The 20,844-nt window shown below is 34.8% G+C and carries 13 protein-coding genes and 1 rRNA gene; 11 read left to right on the top strand and 3 right to left on the bottom strand.

Annotation, left to right across the window (positions count from 1 at the left end):
- Position 1 precedes the first annotated feature (1 nt).
- The 11 genes from NCC77_RS22840 to NCC77_RS22890 all read left to right on the top strand — a co-directional run bounded on the left by NCC77_RS22840 (position 2) and on the right by NCC77_RS22890 (position 16,637).
- Positions 2–2,722: a hypothetical protein gene (locus tag NCC77_RS22840; RefSeq protein WP_250837625.1), complete on the top strand. Its 2,721-nt coding sequence runs from the start codon at positions 2–4 to the stop codon at positions 2,720–2,722.
- Positions 2,706–6,401: a contractile injection system tape measure protein gene (locus tag NCC77_RS22845; protein ID WP_250837626.1), complete on the top strand. Its 3,696-nt coding sequence runs from the start codon at positions 2,706–2,708 to the stop codon at positions 6,399–6,401. The genes NCC77_RS22840 and NCC77_RS22845 overlap by 17 nt, the downstream gene beginning before the upstream one ends.
- 83 nt (positions 6,402–6,484) lie before the next feature.
- Positions 6,485–8,425 carry a hypothetical protein gene (locus NCC77_RS22850; RefSeq protein WP_250837627.1) on the top strand — a complete coding sequence of 647 codons (1,941 nt, stop codon included), beginning with the start codon at positions 6,485–6,487 and terminating at the stop codon, positions 8,423–8,425.
- A gap of 16 nt (positions 8,426–8,441) precedes the next feature.
- On the top strand, positions 8,442–9,287 hold the full coding sequence (locus NCC77_RS22855) for a hypothetical protein (protein WP_250837628.1): 846 nt from the start codon (positions 8,442–8,444) through the stop codon (positions 9,285–9,287).
- 67 nt (positions 9,288–9,354) lie between these two features.
- On the top strand, positions 9,355–10,278 hold the full coding sequence (locus tag NCC77_RS22860) for a hypothetical protein (RefSeq protein ID WP_250837629.1): 924 nt from the start codon (positions 9,355–9,357) through the stop codon (positions 10,276–10,278).
- The gene (locus NCC77_RS22865; RefSeq protein ID WP_250837630.1) at positions 10,268–11,635 is read left to right on the top strand and encodes an ATP-binding protein; all 1,368 of its coding nucleotides are present in this window, start codon (positions 10,268–10,270) and stop codon (positions 11,633–11,635) included. Before NCC77_RS22860 ends, NCC77_RS22865 begins: the two co-directional genes overlap by 11 nt.
- Positions 11,636–11,639: 4 nt before the next feature.
- Entirely contained in the window at positions 11,640–12,197 is a 558-nt protein-coding gene (locus NCC77_RS22870) for a hypothetical protein (protein WP_250837631.1), read from the top strand.
- 47 nt (positions 12,198–12,244) lie between these two features.
- Entirely contained in the window at positions 12,245–13,078 is an 834-nt protein-coding gene (locus NCC77_RS22875) for a GH-E family nuclease (protein ID WP_250837632.1), read from the top strand.
- Between the two features lie 44 nt (positions 13,079–13,122).
- Positions 13,123–13,677, top strand: coding sequence for an HNH endonuclease (locus tag NCC77_RS22880; protein ID WP_250837633.1), 555 nt, complete (start codon positions 13,123–13,125; stop codon positions 13,675–13,677).
- A gap of 46 nt (positions 13,678–13,723) precedes the next feature.
- Positions 13,724–15,997: an eCIS core domain-containing protein gene (locus tag NCC77_RS22885; protein WP_250837634.1), complete on the top strand. Its 2,274-nt coding sequence runs from the start codon at positions 13,724–13,726 to the stop codon at positions 15,995–15,997.
- 181 nt (positions 15,998–16,178) lie between these two features.
- Positions 16,179–16,637, top strand: coding sequence for an RNA methyltransferase (locus tag NCC77_RS22890; RefSeq protein WP_095930138.1), 459 nt, complete (start codon positions 16,179–16,181; stop codon positions 16,635–16,637).
- A 53-nt stretch (positions 16,638–16,690) separates the two neighbouring features.
- On the opposite strand, the gene katG is transcribed toward NCC77_RS22890, so the two are convergent.
- From katG to rrf, 3 genes are all read right to left on the bottom strand, one after another.
- Positions 16,691–18,964, bottom strand: a complete 2,274-nt coding sequence (katG, locus tag NCC77_RS22895; protein WP_284705103.1) for a catalase/peroxidase HPI — start codon at positions 18,962–18,964, stop codon at positions 16,691–16,693.
- A 381-nt stretch (positions 18,965–19,345) separates the two neighbouring features.
- Positions 19,346–20,395, bottom strand: a complete 1,050-nt coding sequence (locus tag NCC77_RS22900) for a proline iminopeptidase-family hydrolase (RefSeq protein WP_250837635.1) — start codon at positions 20,393–20,395, stop codon at positions 19,346–19,348.
- A gap of 334 nt (positions 20,396–20,729) precedes the next feature.
- Positions 20,730–20,839 (bottom strand): 5S ribosomal RNA (rrf, locus tag NCC77_RS22905).
- Positions 20,840–20,844 lie beyond the last annotated feature (5 nt).

Genomic DNA, 20,844 nt, shown 5'->3' on the forward strand with positions numbered 1-20,844 from the left:
AATGGATACTAATAATCAAATAACAAAAATTCAGCTTCCGCCGCATCAGGACTTTAATTTCCTGAAAGACGAAGCTATTGATTATATTCAAAATCACATTGGTAATGAATGGACCAACTTTAACCCGAGCGATCCCGGAATGACTATTCTAGATCAGGTTTGTTATGCCATGACCGAATTAGGCTATTGCACCGATTTTTCGATTCCTGATATTTTAACCGATTCTACTGGAAAAATGGAAATCGAAAATCAGTTTTATATGCCTTATAAAATTCTGACTACGGCGCCATATACCATTAACGATTACAAAAAATACATTATAGATGGCATCGAAGAGGTTTACAATGTTGTAATCGCACCTTACAATCAGAATCTTTTGGCATTTAGCAGAGTCTATCAAATTTATCTTTATATCAATCCAAATATTACCGATGCTATTAAATGCAATAACATTTGCAAATCGGTTTATTACTACCTCAATCAGAGTCGAAACATTGGCGAACTTTTTAATATGCCCATTGCATTGCAACAGCAAAATTGCAGGATTGGCGGAAATATAGAACTCGAGAAAAGTGCAGATGAACATGCTGTTTTATTAGAACTTCAAAATAAAATTCGCAATTATATTTTTCCGAAAATAGATCAGGTGAATTACGATACTATGAAAGAAGATGGATATGATGCATCTACAATATATGATGGCCCATATCTTAAAAACGGTTGGATTTCTGATAATTCTTTATACGATAAAAAAGATACTGTAAAAGCTATTGATTTAATTCCTGTAATGGAGTCTGTAACCGGTGTCATTTCGGTTTCAGGAATACAGCTTTATCAGAACACGAATAATGTTCAAGCATTTCAAGCAACACAAAGCCAATTATTGTTTGTTGATATTATAAATTCTTATAAAGAGAAAAAACTAACATTAAATTCTAATGAAAAACAAATAGTAGCAGATGCCTTTGGTCCGTTGCAAATTAATATTGCCCAATATCAGGATAATGTAACAAGCTTAAACAACAAACCGACTATAAAGTTGCCCAAAAGCAGTTTTAGAGATATCAATAGTTATTATTCCATTCAAAATACATTTCCGCAGCAATATGGCATTGGCGACGATAAAATCGAAGACGATTCTTTACCCGTTCAAGTGGCGCAATCGCGTCAGTTAAAAGGCTATTTGACTTTATTTGATCAGGTTTTGGCTAATCAGTTTTCGCAATTAGCCAATGTTCCCAAACTTTTTTCTTTCACCAATTCGGTATGCGGAGCGCCGTCAGACAACGACGCTTTTTATGCACTAAAAGATAAATACGAGAAAAAGCATTTAGAATATCCTGTTCCCTACAAAATGTTTTCTCCTAGCTATTTCTATCAATCATTGTATACGATTCCTCACATCAAACCTTTACTGAAAAATAATACCATTTTTGAATACAGCAGTGGCGAAGAAACCAAAAAGGAATTGAAAGAAAAAAGCTGGCGAGAATATCAGCAAGATCCTTATAATGCCTACATCTTTGGAATGATGAAAATCATGGAAGAAGAAGATGTTAACTTCGAAAGACGAAACAAAATACTAGATCATTTGCTCGCCAGACACGGCGAATCGCCAAAAGTAATTGATGCTATAATTCATGATACCATCTATACCGGGAACAAGAAAAAAGATCAGATTATTATAAAGAGTTTGTATTTGCAGAATCTCGATTTATTATCCTACAACCGTTTTAAAGGTTATAATATTCTAACGGCTTCAAAAATTAATCAAACCGCAGATGCCAATTTGCTAAACATTAAAAAGGAGCATTTTGAGCATATAAGCGAAAACACGTCAGATTTTGTTTTTCAATCTAATAAAATCAATAAAAAAGAAAAACTAAGCAAAACAGATTTCAATAATTTTTCTGGTTTAGAATTAAAACTGAATTTACTTTTCGGATTAAAAAACATATATACCAATTATATTACAACACAATTTGAAGCTTCACAAAATTCTATTGAAGATCAATTGAACAGCCATAAAACCATACAAAAAATATATTGGCTTAAAGAAAATAGAAAAGGTAGTTTTTTTATTGAAACCTCTATTCTCTTAAGTCAATTAAAATATAATCTTGAAATTGTAAAACAAAGTGATAATTCTTTTTACGAAATACAAAACACAGATTTTCAAACCATTGCTAACATAAATTATCTATTAAATACGGAAAGCCAAACCGTTTTGGATTCTCAGTTTTTAAAAGGCCAATTGGAGTTTTCTAATGAAAAATATGTTTTTATTACTGATAATTCTCAAACTGGAACATCTATAGAGTATACCAAAACTAAATTCTCTGATTATTCTTTTCGTATTACCGTTTCTTCTGGAAACGGAACCATTACAATCAACGATGCACTTTTTAAGAAAAATGCGATTCTGTTATTTCCAGATTTTATTCCTGAATTGCGAACTCCTCAATTCGAAAAACGTTTAGAACAGTTTCTTGCGGTCAGTCTTCCGACAAATATAAAATGTGAATATCTGTTTGCTCAGTTTCAGCAACTTGAAAGTTTTACATCGAATTACTATAGCTGGCATGAGAGTTTGCGCTTCAAAAATACGCAGGATTCAAATCATACCGAAATAGAAGCAAGTTCAACCTCAGAGCAGTACGCTGTGAATTTAATCCATAGTCTAACCTCAATTTTAGAAACAAAAAATGGAAGAAATAAATAGCCATATTGTATCGAGTCTAAAATGGGACACCACTTTTGACCAAAAGAAAGAAGGTTACAGACTTCAGGAGCGTTTAAGTGCTTGGAGCAAAATTTCGTTGCCTAGAGAAGTTACCTCTATTTTTGACGAATTATGCCCACAGGAACAAAATTGGCGAATTGAATCGCTGGAACTTGATCTTGGCTCCTGCGATTATAGCGATCTTGAGTTTGATCTTAGCCGAAAAATACGAAATCTATTAAGAGAGAAAATAGCCGAATTAATTCTGTATCAAAACAATCAGAAGCAAAACGGAATTGCGGTTTACAATAAAGAAAAATCAATTCTAGAAAATCTTTCGGTCTTTTTGCTAGAAGGCTATTTACCATGGAATTATCAAAACAAAGAAGGTTCTGTCAACCAGATTATGGCAGAATTGCTTCAGAATAATCTCGCTGAGGTTATTGCGATTATTAAAGAAACAGGAATGTCTCACGAGGAAGTGAGAAAACGAATTGCATGGCAGTTTGATGAAAAAAACATCACTAAAATAATCGCCGCGCTGGAACCTAACAATAGTAGTTCTATTATTGAATTTAGCGCAACTATGGTTAATATCCAGGTTAAAGAAACGATTATCCAGACAAGTACGGCAAGTTTCAAAAAGAATCTATGGTTCTTTATTCTGAACTTTTTGATGCTCGAGCGCGGAACGCTTTTTAATAAACTGGCTTTCATGAAAAGCAGTATTCTGCAAATGGCAAATCATTACAATATTGCTTACGCCGAACTTATTATTCTAATCGAAAATACGATTGTAAAACTCTCTGATAAAACATCGCAGAACAACGATTTTATTGCTTGTCTTAAAATACTAACGCAGGAATATGAAACGCAAAAAAGCGAGAATTATAAGTTTGAAACTGCTACAAATTATTGGAGCCTATTAGAGCAATTATTGAAAAATAAAAGCAATAGAAGATTTAAAGTCGACAAAGACAATTTAAACGAATTGATAATGGTATTGAATAGCGAGAATAAAACAAAATTTAATACGCTGCTACAGCCCATTTTTAAAGATGAGAGTTGGCTTGTTTCACTGCTTCCAGATTTAAATGAAATTTCGATAAAAATACTGTATTCAAAACTGGATACTACTCCATCGCAGCTTCATACAGAATCGATCATTTATCTAAACCAATTAAGCCAGACTTTTAAACTAAAAACAAACCGTAAGGCTTTATGGCAAATTGGGATTCTATTTCTCATTCAAAATAAAAATACCGACAATACTGCTTTTCTCCTATTTTGCATTAAAGAATTAAGCAAAAAAAATAATCTTAGCCATGAGCATTTATTGGCTCTGTTTACCAATGCTAAAATTCCTGCGGCGATAAAAAGCAATAATGCCGCGGTTATTTTTACGAATCTAAATGCTATTTATTGCAAAGAAATAAGCCGTAATAATTCTAATTATCCCGCTGTTCATTTCAAAAATCTTGTAGCGAAACTAGAACTCGAATTACAGAAAAACAGTACCAAAAGTGTCTTTTTTATTGATTTACAAAGATCGCTGACTAGAACTATTTTATTGCATCCTAAAATGGCTTTCGAAGCCATGCTTTCATACGGAAATAAAGAGATTCTTAAGAAAATACTCCCATTGGTTTTGAATCGAGAAATGCTTCAATTATTGGTAAAAACAGCCAATTACAAAAAAACAAAACTTGTACAAACGATACAGGTTGTCTATGAAATTTTAAATGAAAAAGATCAATATGATTTTCCTGAAGAATTAATTACCGATGATTTATTGCTTCTCGGAATGCATGAAATATTGTTTCATCCAGAGCATAACTCCTCTTTATTTCTGGAAACTATTATTGTGCAGTTATCCAAAAAAGTAACTGAGACGAGACGCGATGATTATTTTCAGTTTATCGCAAAACTGATTCAGTCCAAACGAATAAAATCTTTTGGAGTGGCTATTAAAAAGACCTTTTTAAACCAGTTAAAAAACACAAAATCAATTGATACCGTTGCGCTTGCCTTGCTCATTCAAAATACATCAAATCAGGATCAGCAGGAATTAGCGCAATTGTTGAGTGCTAATTTTAATGATGCAGGATTTGTTTTACTCCGAAAACAAGACAAAAAAGAAAGTGAAAACATATTGCTTTATTTCTTGACAAATGCAGTTGCGCTGAAAAAGAACTGGATTCAGAAAACGGCTTCTGTCCTAATTCGAAATGTAAAATCGGTTTCGGAAACTAAAATTAGCGCAGCATTAAATGAACTTTTCTGGAACACGATTTTAAAATATTCTGCTTACAAAGGCAATGAAATTTTATTTGATAAACTGCTTCAGAAAGAACTCAAATTGTATTTAAAAAAGAATGTGGCGAAGGAAAAAATACAGCTTCAAAACGAAACAAAATCTTTTGAATATGCTAATTCGGCACCCGATTTTATGCCTTTTTTAGAAAGCAATGGCATTTCTGATTATATACTTTCAAATGAAAATGCAGAATCAATTAGCACAGATTTGCTATTTGAAATGGAATATTTAACGGAAAAAGAGAAATACAAATGGATTTCATCAATCTTGATAGAAAGGCAAATTCCGCCTGCTTTCAGCATTTCTAAAACCATAGAGATTAAAGATATTCTGAACGCCATAATGGTAAAAGAGTCAAAGATTTTCTTTAGAATAATAAAAAAAGAATTTATTCCTGAAACCCAAATAGATTGGCTTTGCCGCAATATTAACTTTCATCATTTATACAATGCGGTTAGTCAATTGGATAAAAACAAGGAATTGTCTTTACGGATTTTGGAAAAATTCAATCATGTATTGGGCAATGTCAAAATAAAAGGATTGACGGCTAAAGAAATGCAGCATCTCTTATTGCGAAAACTCTTAAAAGCTGTAACCAATGACAATTGGAGACTTATTGCAATTGACAAAATCTGGAACGAATTAATCTGGGAAGTTGTAACCAAAAAAGGAATCTCAAAAAAAAGCTTTTTGGCCGATATGGAAAAATACATCTATCAATTTCCTCCCGCTTTACAGCTCGGTTTTAAAGAAATTCTAAGAGCAGAAAAGCAAACCTCAACTGTCTTAAAACAAACTGAAATAATTTCGAAAATGGAGCATAATAAAACTAAAGAAAACCAAAAAAACAGCCCTAAACAAGGAATTCCTGTTAGAAATGCAGGAATTGTACTCTTAAACGATTATATCGCGATGCTGTTTGAACGATTGAATCTAACTTCTGAAAGCAAATTTAGAAGCAACGAACATCAAGTTAGAGCTGTACAATACTTGCAATATCTAATTACAGGAATGCAGGAAACAGAAGAGGTTTATTTGCCTCTTAATAAAGTTTTGTGCGGTTTGCCTTTAACCGATACTGTGCCTGATTTTATTGATATCTCTGATCAAGAAAAACAATTAATAAACGGTTTGATACAAGCGGCGATTTCGCATTGGCCAGAAATTGGAGATTGTTCCGTAGACGGTTTTCGCGGCAACTGGCTTGTACGCGATGGAATTCTGGTAGAACTGGAAGATAAATGGGAACTCACAGTAGAGAGAAGAGCTTATGATATATTGATTAACAGATCTCCTTTTGCTTTTTCGATTATGAAATACCATTGGATGGATAAGCCTTTGCATGTCATTTGGCTTTATTAAAAAAGTATTCTAAAAACCAATTATCCAAATAAGAACCTTGAATACAATATTGAAATATAAATTAATCAACTAAAAGAACTATTATGAACAGTTACAATGAAAATCTGCATTCTAGTGTATTGTCTTCATTAGAAAGTCAGGAAATGACCAAAAAACAATTGAGTTCACAATTGAGCACTTCAATGTTTACTCTTTATTATGCTGAAGGAGCTGAGATTGTTGCACAGGAAAAACTCGATGCAACAGCAAAATTGTACAAAGAACAGCAACATATAAATAATGTTGTGGTTACGAATAAGAATATGGCAGACAACTTATTACTATCTGCCAATCAGCAAAAAACGTATGTAACACAAGCCGTTACCAATATGGCGGTTTGCGCTTCGAATATACAAATTGCTTCAAATTCTATTGTGCGTTTAGCTAGCGATATTGGAAGTATTTACAGTATTGTAAATGCTGCCGATTATGGAACTCAAATTTATCAGCAAACGCTTGAGGCTTATAATCTGATTAATAAAACGGCTTATATTGCAGAGCTCACTTCGCAATATGCTATGGAAGCCACAGCATCTATTTCTGAAATTTCAACTTCTGTTGTAGCAGATGGGGCTAAACTAACTAATTCTTCTGTCAATAATTTATTGCAGGTAACCACTTCAGATTTAACGGCAACTACCGCGGTACTAACCGTAGATAACGATACGAGAGCGAAAGCAAGTATTGCCACAAGAGCTGCAGAAGGAGCCATAAAATGTTGTGAGGTAGAATATAACGCTTCAAAGAAAGCCTATACGTATAACAACGAACAATTTAATCAGGCTTTGATTGTTGAGGTTCCTACAACTTTTGATCCTTCAGCAGGCAGTTTTACTGTTTCATTTAATGCTTACAAAAGTCCTTTTTCTCCCGAAGATAGAGATCCTACAACGCAAAATAAAGGATTAGCAAATCCAGTTTTAAGCTACAATATCATTTTGGTAAAAGACAGTAAGAAATCATTCTTTAATGCTTCTACGGCAGAAGATTTGGTGGGCAATCAAGATCAATGCAAAAGTATTCCTGCGACTCAAAAACCAGATGATAAAGGAAAATACAGCACATCTATCGCTTATAAATCTTTGAGAGATGCAGATAATGAACCTCTAGTGCTTGGCGAAAATTATGTTGCTTTTCTTTTAATAATGTTTACTGAATCTTACAAGAAAGAAATCAATACGTTTGATGAATATCTATCTGCACCTTCTGAAATATTTTCGTTAGTCTATACTTTAAAAAGTGCGAAAGATATTGGCACTTCTAGAAAACATTCTGAAGATTTATCTAAAATTACTTTTAATGTTGAGAAAGAAGAATTAAAAGCAAGTGAAATTGATTACAGATGTTTCTTCTTGCCTTACACCGATACTGATAATCTTTCTACAAATGAGGATTTACAGACTTTGGAATCCAAAATTGAAACCATGGAGCTAGATGAGGAAATTAAAACTGTCGAGGCTGAGGTTAAAGCGCTTACCGAAGAGATCGAAATCTTAAATAGTTCTGCTCAAGCAAGTACTGAAGCTGCTAAAAACAGTAAAGATCCAGATCAAGACAAACAGAAAAACAATAGTCTGAAAAGTGCACTGGCTGAAGCTAAAGAGAAATTACGTATTGCAAAAGGGCAATTGGCAGATTTGAACGCTAAACTTAAAGAAGTTAAAGACAAATCTCCTAAACCAGTTAAAAACACCAACGCCTTTTTCTTCAATTTAAATTTAGCAGAAAACATTCCGGCAGGAAACTTTACAAGTGCCAAACATAAAACAACTTCAAGTCCAGAATTTGAAGTGCATATTGATGGCACCACTACAGATAATTTTGGAAATCCGCTAATTGAAGATAAAAATTACATTCCTGTTATTTTGTCTTATTACAAAGGCAGTGAGATTTTAAAAACCAGATATAAAAATAGTCTTTCTGATTGGCAAAACACGCCGCCAATACCTTATTCTACAAAACCAAAATCTGAAATCACAAACTAATTAACACCTCAACTATATGGATACTATATCATTAACTCCGTTAAGACCAAGTTTACAGAAATACGGAATTACAGAAAAGAAAAAAGCCGAATTAGACTTGCTAAAAAATCAAGTAGTTGATGCAACAGCAATTGTACAGCAACAACAAACAATTGTAAATTCGCTGAATGAAAAAGCAACCCGATATCAAGGTTATTTATTAGTTTCTGAAAGCAATCGTACGCATGCATTAAGCAACAAAAACTTGATCGATCAAGTTATTCAAAATGCTTACGACTTAGCTCTCAATTCGAGAGTCGCTTTTTCAAAAACATCCTATGCAACAGAAGACTCAACAACAGTTAGCAAAAGCATCAGTGACTTGATTTGCAAATTAATTTATTCTGTTGAAATAATTAATAAACTTTCTATTCTAGTTATTCGCAAAAAAGCACTTAATCCGTTAATTTCTGATGATTTAATCGCTAGAATAAACAGCGCGGGTACAGACGCCAATAATGCGGTTGCTCTTACGCTAGTTGCCTTAAAATCTACATTGGCGGCAGAAGCTTCTGTTCTGGAATCTGAAGCGGCAATTACTTTAGAAAGTAAACAAGCAACAAAATTATATCTGACTTTAACAGATGAAAAATCTTTAGACGCACCTTTATCAGTACAGCCTACCGACAAGACTTCTATAAGAGCCTTAATATACAATGCGTATAAAAACGCTCAGATTTCTTATGATAAAGCCAATACTGCAAATGACGAAACGGGAAGACAATTGAGCATTGCAACTGCCAATTTAAACAAAGCGCAAATCAAACTGCAATCGCTTCAATCTAGCTTAGCTGCGGCAACTGCTGCGGCTTATGCATCTTAAGATCAATTAAATTGTCCGCTGTTTGCTTATGGCATTCAGTGGACTTTAATCAATAATTTTTAAGGTTATGGATCATACTAATAAGAATTTTTACAGGCATTTTTATCTCAAAACTGGAGGATTTCTGCCTACCAAACCGTTAAATAAAAGTCTTTTTCCAGGCGATTATTTTCAGATTAAAAACGGCGAAATTATTCTTCTTGGAAATATTTATCGCAATGGTATCATATCGCGTCACGATGCTGATATAAGCGGAGTAATTGCCTTAAATGATGCCAATTGGAATTTTAGTGATGGAATTTCAAAACCTTATTCAGGACGATCACACGCACATGGTTCTATTGAAGGCAATTTTGAATTTAGCAAACAAATATTGGCTTTTGCTAATAAAGGAAGCTTCATTTTTAAAGCCGATGAGCCTGAATCTGTAAAAATTAATAATTGGAATGAAATCCAGCAGCAATTAATTATAAAGCTAACACAAACCTTATATTCATTTAGGGAACTTTATGTTATAACAGAAAGTGCAACTGCAAAAAACACAACTCTAGCCATAGCTGGCGAAGCAAATGCCGAACTAGAACTGGCTTGTGAGGCCGAAAATTTTGGATTGTCTGATATTTTCGGACATCCAAACACCAAAACAATTCAGTCGAAAGATATCGAATATTACCACCGAGAAACCAAAAGAAAACCTGCTTATTTCAAAGCTAAAAAATTAGTCGTTCAAGACGAAAAATTGGCTTATTTCATCACTGATTTTATCTCCAAAGAGAATAATACAAGCGAATGGGCAAATTCTTTTTTTGATTCAAATTTTCATAATGATGCTGATTATAACACGCAAATGATTATGCAAAATGCTCAAGGTTTTTATTTGGATATGCTACAATGCAATGAGTTAAATCCTAATACGGCTTTGCTTTATTTTAAATGGGCTGACGCAAATCTGGACGATGTAGAAAAATTATTTGGAGCTTATGGAAACTAATCCCAATATAGTCTCTTTGTACAATGAAATGGATTGGTTGCAAAAGGTAATCGATCAGGTTATTTGCAGTTATCTGCTTCAGGAAGGCCATGAAAACCGCTGGCAGGATATTCCGCTACCAGAAACTGATGAAGAAACTGAAAATAGCGCTTATTACAAAAAAATAGCAGAATGGGATTTGAGTCTTTACGAACGACTTTGTCTTGCCCTAATTCTCGCTCCTCAGATTAAACCCGAAGTTCTGGATATTTTCTTTAGTAAAAATTCGATGTACGATCGCGGATTTACTGAATTTGGCGGAGTTATCAATAAAAATCATAGCGGTTTTTTGCCTACGGGCCAAACCCTATCTTTTTTAATTACCGCTGTAAATCCTGAATTAAGAATAGAAGTGCTTCAAATTCTGAATACTACAAATATACTTTCGAAAGAACAGGTTTTGGTTTTAGAAAATAGCGAATCTAATGTTCCTATTTTGAATCACGTACTATCGATTAACGAACGTTGGCTGAACTTTTTTATAACTGGCATTTTGCCTAAATTGGAACATAGCGTTTCGTTTCCTGCACAACAAATTTCGACCAAATTAAACTGGGACGATTTGGTTCTGGAAGAGCATGTCATGAATCAAGTTATGGAGATTAACGCTTGGCTAAATCATGGTGAAACTCTTATGACAGAATGGGGTTTGGAGAATAAAATAAAACCTGGATATCGAACCCTTTTTTATGGACCTCCAGGCACTGGTAAAACGCTTACTGCAACTTTACTTGGAAAAAGCACCAATCGAGAAGTTTTTAGGGTTGATCTTTCTATGATTGTTTCTAAATATATTGGTGAAACCGAAAAAAATCTGTCCAAAATATTTGATGTTGCACAGCACAAAGACTGGATTTTATTTTTTGACGAAGCCGATGCGCTTTTTGGAAAAAGAACAAATGCTTCTTCTTCAAACGATCGGCACGCCAATCAGCAAACAGGATATTTACTGCAAAGAATTGAAGATTTTCCAGGAGTGGTTATTCTAGCATCCAATTTAAAAGAAAACATGGATGAAGCTTTCTCCAGAAGATTTCAGTCCATGATTCATTTTACGATGCCAACCGCAGAGGAAAGGATTCTTTTATGGGAAAAAGCATTTTCAGGAAAATGCAAACTAAGTCCAGATATTGATATAGAAAGCATTGCCGAAGAGTATGAACTTGCTGGTGGAGCAATTATTAATGTGTTGCGATTTTGTGCTCTGGTTGCCATTCAGAAAAATGAAACAGTTGTTAGTCAGCACGATTTATTGGAAGGGATTAGACGTGAATTTAAAAAAGAGAACAAAACACTTGTAGTTACTCAAATGAATTGACGTGATGAAAAAGAATGAAAACATAAAAAAAGTTGCCATTGCTGCGCCTCAATTACACCGTCATAAAGTGAAACTAAAAATTAGGAACTGGAAAAAACATTTTGATTTGAATTATGTGAATACCATAGTTGCATTGGCTTTGAATGATTTCGACGACAAGATTTTCTTTTACATTAACGGATATCTTATTACAAGCCAAAATCTTTATTTGGTTGTACAAACTACCGAAAAAAGTGTAGAAGAAATGGTTACTAAAATTGAAAATCAGATCGTTAACTTATTAAAAATGAATCCTCAAAAACTAAAAGAAAACCGTGGTGAGGTTTCTATTATAGCTGATGACGAAAATCTTTTCTACGCCGCAAGAAAGCCTCTATTTAAAATTTATCCTTTAGAAAATGATCATCTGATAAAACTAATCACCGGACAAAAAGTGACGCTACCCTATTTTGATCGAGATTTAGAAAATTTAAAAAATAGGATTCACAATCATCCTTTTTGTTCGGCGATTAATTATTTGGGCGGTGTTGGCCCTGTTGAAGTTACGCCTTTTCGAAGTTAACTGGATTACTAATAAATAGGGTTTTATATAATTGTTAAAGAAAAAAAATGACGCAACAGCACAAAAAAATATCCGAAAATAAAACAAATACAATTGCTGCAAATGCGAATCAGGGCCATAATATTGTCCAGCTAAAAGATAATCGCGAATTGTCTCTAGTACAAAAAAAACTACAGGAGAACAAATTGTCCAATACTACCGTAACCCAATTAATTAAAAAAAAAATGGGAGAAAGTGATAACGAAGATGAAAGTAACGATGAAGAAGAGTTTAGTGATGATGAATACAGCAGTGAAGAAGAAGAAGAAGAAGAAGAAGAAGAAGAAGAAGAAACTAGCGATAGTGACTATGAACCACCCCAACCAACTAAAAAACAAAAAAGATTCCATATACCTACAAGTGTCACCGAGGAGGTTATAAAACAAACTGCTCACAAACGTGCTAATGTAAACAAGAATTTTGATGAAATCTATACCTGTCCAGCTTGTAAACGACCATTGGCCTATACAAAAAAGGGAAATAAAAAATTGGAACTAACCCAATTTGCCTTCACAAGCAAAAGCGGTAATCCGCACGCACAACGCGCTTTGGCATTAGATCATAATCCTCCTTGGGCTCCTCGTGAGCGTGCTTTAAAATCAAAAAATGCTACTAATGATGAAATAAGAGAAGATCATAATGATCCTGATCGTTTAAGAGCTTTATGCAAAGTATGCAATGAAAGCCATCAATATGAGGGTACTAATAATATAGATTATGAAAGTGATACTGATGAAGATGGATATTATACCGATAATGAAGAACCTGAAAACAAAGGTTTTTATAAAGATTTCCGCAAAGAACCTGATCCTGGTACAGGTGGAGCAGGCATAAAAGCTTAAAATCTCTTAATAATGTATCGTAATTTTAATAGAAAGAAAGGAATATGAAAAGCTATAGTAAAATTTCAAAAAGACATAATTCTCAAGAAGCTGCAAGTAATCCAACAAGTACGAATAGCAGAAATACTTTTCAGCTGGTTGATAATCGCATTCCAACTTCAACTTCAACTTTAACTAATAGCAATATTTCAACTACACAATTAAAATCTAATCAAGCTATTGCCAATTACAATTCTAATGTTGTACAATTAACAAAATTTAACAAAGAGCAACGAGCAAGAAAGCTAGCCGCGAATAAAAAGAAAAATGACGGTTTTCATACCTGCGATCATTGTGGTTTTCAGCATTCACTAGTGCATTATGCAACATTCCAAAACAGAAGAATGGGAGACGGACAATTTCACATTGATCATATACAGCCTGCTTCAAGAGGTGGACGAAATAATATGAGAAATGGCAGAGTGCTTTGTGGAACTTGCAATACCTCTCGAGGAAATAGAGCACATGTTGGTGCTACTGGTTTTAAAAAATATCATGCACTGCATAGAAAACTAGCAGCAAAAAATTATATGCGCAGACCAAGTAAGAAAAGAAGATAAAGTATTTAAATCTAAAAATAACTAATAGCACTTAAAATTAGTTTTTATGAAATATTCAACTGATAAAACAAAAACGCAATCTGCTGCGAATAGTTCTGGCGAAAAAGTTATTCAAAATAAGGCAAGAGAACTTATCGACAATCGTCCCGTTTCTGTTTTACAAAGAAAAAACAATAATACTGGTCTACCTGATAACTTAAAAACAGGCATAGAAAACCTTTCTGGCCATTCTATGGATGATGTGAAAGTTCTTTATAACTCAGACAAACCTGCACAGCTTAATGCCCATGCTTATGCTCAAGGATCTGATATTCATTTAGCCTCAGGGCAAGAAAAACATTTGCCTCACGAAGCTTGGCATGTTGTACAGCAAAAACAAGGGCGAGTAAAGCCAACTATACAAATGAAAGGTAAAGTGAATGTGAATGACGATAAAGGTTTAGAGAAAGAAGCTGATGTTATGGGGGCGAAAGCTTTGCAGAGAAAGCAAATGCCATCACCATTTTTACTCTCTCAAAATCAAACATCTAAGACAACTGTTGCACAGCTCAATGAAGACGAAGAACATGGTTTGGTTCCTCCTTCTACCCACGGTAGATCTCAAAGCTATAAATCACCTGCAGATCCCGCGTCAACAACTAAAGGGCATCATCATTCGGTACCACGTAAAAATTTAACACGCTTTGAGCGAATGATAGACAGAATAGGAAGAATCCTTGCAACTTCAACCAATGTACACGTTGCTGTAGCTTTGGATGATAATACATTAGTATTGAGTGTTAATCAGGAAAGTCCTGAACAGGAGAAAAAGTTAGAAAAAGTAGCTGCAAAACTCAAAAATATAATTCATAACCAAGATCCTTTAGCTGGCTCTTCAGACCAAAGAATTACGGGAGGTCGACGTACCAAGGACATAGCCAAAACTAAAAATTTACTGGAAGGGGCATATACAGATGAAGAAACCGGAGTAGAAACTAACAAGGAAGTTTCATCACAGTTAAAACGATTAATCGTAGCGATCAATGCAGGTGTAATTGATACAGTCAAATACCATAGTGGAACTCCTGGTATTTATGTAGTTCCAACCTCTATGCATCCATCTGATAAAACTCAAAATATGCATGGCGAACTCAAAGTCACCGGAGCAATTCTGGACCGTCGTAAAAATAGCAAGTATAATGAAAAAGATGTGTATATAGGTGGTACTCTTGCTGACTGCTTTGCTTGCAACGCATCTCATAAAATCATGAACGAAGAAATTCATAAGCAACTAAAAGATTGGAGTTTTTATTCAGGAGGTACACATGGAGGCTTATTTGTTGGGTATCGGGCCAGCGAAATTGTAGCTAAAAACAAAGCACGATTTCATCAACTTACTGGTGAAGAGGTCGTTGGCGGAGACATCCCTAAAGTAAATTCTATCGATAAAGAATCTGATTCTTCACTAAACTATGATTCTGATTCTGAAGCAGAAGATGCAGTTGAGTTATCTGCCTATGCCAAGCAACGCAACAAGCTTAAATCCATTGAAAAAGACCTTAGAGCCAGCAGCAAAAAATTAAAACAATTTGATTTAGAAATACAGGCTGCAAGTAGCCATCTTGAATTATTACGTCAAGAGATGCAAAAATTAACCCCTTATGTACAAGAAGAAAGTTTTAAAAGAGAACTTGAGCGAGCAAAACAAGAATATGAATTAGCACAGAAGGAAAGCACTCTTACAGAACAACTTTTAAGAGCTAAGGAGCAAGAAATTCAAGAGGCTTTAAAAGATTTAGAAAGTACCAAACAGAATATCCAGAAAGATATCGTGGTGGTAGGAACAACAGGCCGAAAACCTAAACGTGGAATACCGGTAACTTTTCGTGAAGATACCTTGACAGAAACAGGCTGGGAAGCAGGCAAAAGTTTTAACGAGCTTGCACTTAAAAATCTGAGTATAAAATATGCTTATAAACAAGCGTATGATAAAGCAAATAGTAAAGAAATTAGGGAACAAGTGGAGCTAGCTAAAGTTGAATTTCAAAAAGCTGAAAAATCTGTAACTCGCCTGAATCTAAGCTTACTGCATGCTAAAGCACCACTTGACCGTCTTGAAGTTCTACCTTCAGAAATTCATAAAACAGAAGAAAATATAAAAAAATTAGAAGCTAGTCGAGAAAGTATGAATCAGCATATAATTACTAAGGACGAAGAAAGAGTAAAAACAAAAGCCGATCAAAAACTTGCTGCAAACCATGGCAAAGTTAAAGCAGTACAAGGCAGACTTGATTGGCTCAATCAATCGGCTATTACTGCCGATCAAACAGATGGAGATTAAGATCTAAAAGTGTAAAACCAAATCTTATGATAAAAGCTGACAAAATAGAGCCGATAGATTAAACTTTTAAATATTATAAAAACAAGTCATCCGAAAATAGATATTCAAGATAATATCAATAGACTTCTTTTCGTCTCAACAAAAATTGATTTATCTGCATACAGTTTGTACTTTTGCCCTCATGAGTGATAATTTTACAAATGAATACTTTGGTATAGGAATACAAAATGGTAAAACACCAGAAAACTTAGGTGTTTTGTGGAGATCGGCTCAGAACTTAGGCGCAACTTTTATATTCACCATTGGCAATCGATATGCTAAACAAGCTTGCGATACACACGATGCTGTAAAAGCGATTCCGTATTTTCATTACGATACTTTCGAAGCTTTTTTTGAAAACTTACCAAAAGGAGCACGATTAGTTGGTGTTGAACTATCTGAAAAAGCCTCTGATTTGGAAACTTTTGAACATCCAAGACGCTGCGTCTATATATTGGGTGCAGAAGATCATGGTCTATCTAAAAAAGTAATGGAAAAATGCCATCATTTAGTAAAATTCAAATCAGAAAAAAGTTTGAATGTTGCCGTTGCAGGAACCATTGTGATGTATGATCGAAATTTGTCTAAACCACGTTCTTAAAAACATATAAAAAAAGACGCCGTAATTGGCGTCTTTTTTTTCTCAAGCGAATATTATTTTCTTAGATCAAACCTGTCTAGGTTCATTACTTTAGTCCATACGGCAATAAAATCGTTTACAAATTTTTCGTGAGCATCACCAGCTGCATAAACTTCTGCAATTGCTCTTAATTCTGAATTTGATCCAAAAACAAGATCTGCACGTGTTCCTATCCATTTAGGTTGTCCAGTACTTCTGTCATTTCCTGTATAAAGTTCTTTATCATTTGAAACAGACTTCCATTCTGTATTCATGTTTAGTAAGTTTACAAAGAAATCATTGGTTAACTGACCCGGTCTAGTTGTAAAAACACCATTTTTACTTCCGTCTGCATTAATATCCAGAACACGAAGTCCACCTAAAAGAACCGTCAATTCTGGTGCAGTAAGAGTTAGCAAATTCGCTTTATCTATAAGAAGTTCTTCTGTTAAAACAGTAGATTTTGTTTTTCTGTAATTTCTAAAACCATCAGATTTTGGTTCTAAATATCCAAACGATTCAGCATCTGTCTGTTCTGCAGATGCATCCATACGTCCAGGTGAAAAAGGTGCTTTCGCTGATGTTCCAGCATCTTTAGCCGCTTTTTCTACAGCTGCAGATCCTCCTAAAACGATTAAATCGGCCAATGAGACTTTTTTATCTCCATTTGCAGCATTAAATTCTTTTTGAATACCTTCTAATTTATCTAAAACAACTTTAAGCGCAGCTGGATTATTTATTTCCCAATCTTTTTGTGGTGCAAGTCTTATGCGTCCACCGTTTGCGCCTCCACGCTTATCTGAACCTCTAAAAGTAGAAGCAGAAGCCCAAGCTGTAGCAACCAATTGAGATACGCTTAATCCTGAATTTAATACTTTCTCTTTAAGCTGTTCGATATCTTGGTCATTTATTAAAGTATGATTTACTTCTGGAATAGGGTCCTGCCAAAGCAGTTCTTCTGTAGGCACTTCAGATCCAAGATAAAGAGCACGAGGTCCCATATCACGATGCGTCAATTTAAACCATGCACGAGCAAAAGCATCTGCAAACTCATCTGGATTTTCTAGAAAACGACGTGATATTTTCTCATAAGCAGGATCTAATCTTAAAGATAAATCTGTAGTTAGCATCGTTGGCAAGTGTTTTTTACTAGCATCAAAAGCATCTGGAATAATGGCTTCCGCATTTTTTGCTACCCATTGATGTGCTCCTGCCGGACTTTTTGAAAGTTCCCATTCAAAACCAAATAAATTCTCAAAAAAGTTATTGCTCCATTGTGTTGGTGTTTTTGTCCAAGTAACTTCAAGTCCGCTTGTAATAGCATCTCCACCTTTTCCAGAGCCAAAACTGTTTTGCCATCCTAACCCTTGCAGTTCTAGACCTGCTGCTTCTGGTTCAGCTCCCACATGATCTGATGATGCAGCACCGTGCGTTTTACCAAAAGTGTGTCCGCCTGCTATTAAGGCTACTGTTTCTTCATCATTCATTGCCATACGGCCGAAAGTGTCTCTAATATCTCGAGCTGCCGCAATCGGATCCGGATTTCCGTCAGGCCCTTCTGGATTTACATATATAAGTCCCATTTGCACTGCTGCAAGCGGTTTTTCAAGATTTCTACTATGGATACTTCCGTCGGCATTATCATCAGATGATACCACTCCATGATCTTTTGGAACACCTTCAGAACCGTCTTTATAACGTTCGTCACCACCTAACCATGTCGTTTCAGAGCCCCAATAAACAGATTCGTCTGCTTCCCAAACATCGGCACGTCCTCCTGCAAAACCAAATGTTTTAAAGCCCATTGATTCTAAAGCCACATTTCCTGTTAAGATCAACAAATCTGCCCATGAAATCTTTTGTCCATATTTTTGTTTTATGGGCCAGAGCAATCTTCTCGCTTTATCAAGACTTACGTTATCTGGCCAACTGTTAAGAGGTGCAAATCGCTGTTGTCCTGCTCCTGCTCCGCCTCGTCCGTCATGCACTCTATAAGTACCTGCACTATGCCAAGCCATTCTTATGAAAAGACCTCCATAATGACCAAAATCTGCAGGCCACCAATCTTGTGAATCAGTCATAAGAGCATGCAAATCTTTCTTTAATGTCTCAATGTCGAGACTTTTAAAAGCTTCTGCGTAATTAAAATCCTTATCCAGCGGATTTGATAACGACGAATTCTGTCTTAGGATATTTACCTTTAACTGTTTGGGCCACCAGTCATGATTTTTAGTCCCCGATGCTGCCTTTTTATCCATGCTCCCATTATGAAAAGGGCATTTACTGATGTCATTTGATTGATTGTCCATAGTTGAAAAATTTTATTTTTGACTAAATTACAAACTAATAAAAGAGAAAATTCCGACTGTGAATCATAAATAATTCTTATAGAATAGACAAAATCTATACAGAACTAATTTAATGATTCTAATTCCTTATAACATTTCTTTATACATAAAAAACATTATTTTGAAAGAATCGACAATCTTATAATTTTGAATTTTGTTTCTATAAATTTAGCAAAAAGAATCTTTTTATCCTCATAAACATTTAATTTGCTTTTCTGTTACATCTTTATTTCTTGCTAATTTTCAAACTTATATCCGAAAAATACATAAACAAAATACTACAAAAGTTCTTTAAAAAGAAAAAGCTCTCAAATAGAGAGCTTTCAATTCTGTAGTCATATATTATTTGATGGTCTTATTATCTGTATCTTTAATGAACTTAATCAAACCTTTCATGTAAATATCCTGATCATCGTACATACTCATATGACTTCCGTTAGGACAATACAAATAGGTGCCATTTTTAACCTGAGAAGCAATCCATTTCATATGATTAGGATCCATGGTGTCATATTCAGCCCCTATCGACAATGTTGGAACGATAAGGTTAGGAAGTTCCTTTTTTATATCCCATTTCTCAAGTTTTCCTGACAATCCAAATTCACTTGGCCCCTGCATAGTCACGTACAAGGACTGATTTATTTTACTAAATGATCTGTTTACAGGTTCTGGCCACTTATCAGCATCTAATCGCAAGATATGTTTAGTATAAAAATTAGGAAGCAATAACTGCATGTATTCTGGATTTTCAAAATCTTTATTTTTCTCTATTTCCCTAATTCTCGCCAAAACTTTGGGATCCATCTGCTTTGCTAACACTGTATCCGCATATTTATCATAGTCAATAGCACTCATCATCATATTTGAAATAATAAGTCCTTTTAAATTTTGTTGATACTTCAGCGCATATTGCGAAGCCAGAATACCACCCCATGAATGACCTAATAAATAAAAATTACTCTTATCTAAACCAAGAGCTATACGCACCTGCTCCACTTCTTCCACATAACGATCCAAATCCCAAAATACTGGATCATTTGGATTATCAGAATTACCTGTTCCCAACTGGTCGTAATAAATAAATTCTATCCCTTCCTGAGGCAAAAAGCTTTCCATACACTCAAAATATTCGTGCGTTGCTCCTGGCCCTCCATTTAAAAGCAATAGTTTCATTTTTGGATTATTCCCTACGCGCTTAGTCCAGACCTTAAACTTCCCATTCGGAGTACTGATTTCAATCATCTTTATCCCTCCTGTCTTTATACCTGAAGATCCATCTTTTAAATAAGAACTTAAATCCAAATTTCCTTCTTTAGCAGTATTTTTATCACTACATGCCGAGAAAAACAGCACACTTACAATTGACAGAAAGATATTAGTATAGACATTCATAGGTTCGTTTGATTTAAATTAATAGCATCTCGTTTTATAGTTCTAATATACTAAATTTCATCAATCATCAATTCAATAATTAGTATAGAAAGAGAACTAAATAACAGAAAAGTTTCTAATGCCAATGGCGTTTCCCTCCGGGCCGTGCTGTCCGCTGTATCTTTTGCGGATGGATGTTTATGGGAAAAAGAAGCCCTTCGTGCCCCGCAAAAGGATGCCGCTCCCATCACTAACGCGGCTGTCTATTGATAAGCAGCCATTATCAGCCATCAGGCAGTTTTCAAAACATCTAAAAAACAGAAAACCCTATCCAGTTTGGATAGGGTTTTCAAAAGAAAGGCGACGACATACTCTCCCACAAAACTGCAGTACCATCTGCGCAGGCGGGCTTAACTTCTCTGTTCGGGATGGGAAGAGGTGAGCCCCGCCGCAATAACCACCTTAAGAAG

The organism is Flavobacterium tyrosinilyticum (assembly GCF_023656565.1).
GTDB classification, from domain to species: Bacteria; Bacteroidota; Bacteroidia; order Flavobacteriales; family Flavobacteriaceae; genus Flavobacterium; species Flavobacterium tyrosinilyticum.

Bases quoted from the DNA above. Each gene is read 5' to 3' on its own strand.
- NCC77_RS22840 (WP_250837625.1), top strand. From the start codon at position 2: ATGGATACTAATAATCAAATAACAAAAATTCAGCTTCCGCCGCATCAG.
- NCC77_RS22845 (WP_250837626.1), top strand. From the start codon at position 2,706: ATGGAAGAAATAAATAGCCATATTGTATCGAGTCTAAAATGGGACACC.
- NCC77_RS22850 (WP_250837627.1), top strand. From the start codon at position 6,485: ATGAACAGTTACAATGAAAATCTGCATTCTAGTGTATTGTCTTCATTA.
- NCC77_RS22855 (WP_250837628.1), top strand. From the start codon at position 8,442: ATGGATACTATATCATTAACTCCGTTAAGACCAAGTTTACAGAAATAC.
- NCC77_RS22860 (WP_250837629.1), top strand. From the start codon at position 9,355: ATGGATCATACTAATAAGAATTTTTACAGGCATTTTTATCTCAAAACT.
- NCC77_RS22865 (WP_250837630.1), top strand. From the start codon at position 10,268: ATGGAAACTAATCCCAATATAGTCTCTTTGTACAATGAAATGGATTGG.
- NCC77_RS22870 (WP_250837631.1), top strand. From the start codon at position 11,640: ATGAAAAAGAATGAAAACATAAAAAAAGTTGCCATTGCTGCGCCTCAA.
- NCC77_RS22875 (WP_250837632.1), top strand. From the start codon at position 12,245: ATGACGCAACAGCACAAAAAAATATCCGAAAATAAAACAAATACAATT.
- NCC77_RS22880 (WP_250837633.1), top strand. From the start codon at position 13,123: ATGAAAAGCTATAGTAAAATTTCAAAAAGACATAATTCTCAAGAAGCT.
- NCC77_RS22885 (WP_250837634.1), top strand. From the start codon at position 13,724: ATGAAATATTCAACTGATAAAACAAAAACGCAATCTGCTGCGAATAGT.
- NCC77_RS22890 (WP_095930138.1), top strand. From the start codon at position 16,179: ATGAGTGATAATTTTACAAATGAATACTTTGGTATAGGAATACAAAAT.
- katG (WP_284705103.1), bottom strand. From the start codon at position 18,964: ATGGACAATCAATCAAATGACATCAGTAAATGCCCTTTTCATAATGGG.
- NCC77_RS22900 (WP_250837635.1), bottom strand. From the start codon at position 20,395: ATGAATGTCTATACTAATATCTTTCTGTCAATTGTAAGTGTGCTGTTT.